The sequence below is a fragment of the Arthrobacter sp. Dra40 genome (genome assembly GCF_059091905.1).
On sequence record NZ_JBNHHB010000580.1, the window covers coordinates 1 to 372 of the forward strand.

Consider the following 372-nt stretch of genomic DNA (forward strand, 5'->3'; position numbering starts at 1 on the left):
AAGATGGACCAGTTCCCGCTGGACCGCCGGATCACCGACCTGGCCGGGTTCGCGCGGCTGGGCGACGAGGGCGTGGACCTGTTCCTGCCGGATTCCACCAACGCCGAGGTTCCCGGTTTCCTCGCTGCCGAGGCCGATCTGGTGCCGGCAATCGATACGGTCATGCGCACCGCCCCGCGCCGCGTGATCGTCTCCAGTTTCGCTAGCCACGTGCACCGCATCCAGCAGGTCATCGACGTGGCACACAAGTACGGTCGCAAGGTCGCTTTCGTGGGCCGGTCCATGGTGCGCAACATGACGACGGCGCGCGAGCTCGGCTACCTGAACATCCCGCGCGGTGTGCTGGTGGACTTCAAGGAACTGGAGAAGCTG

Annotated in this window: 1 pseudogene; it reads left to right on the forward strand. The window is 65.9% G+C overall.

From position 1 onward, the window contains the following. Positions 1-372: pseudogene (locus tag AC5RWT_RS38090) on the forward strand (RNase J family beta-CASP ribonuclease); the annotation flags it as partial.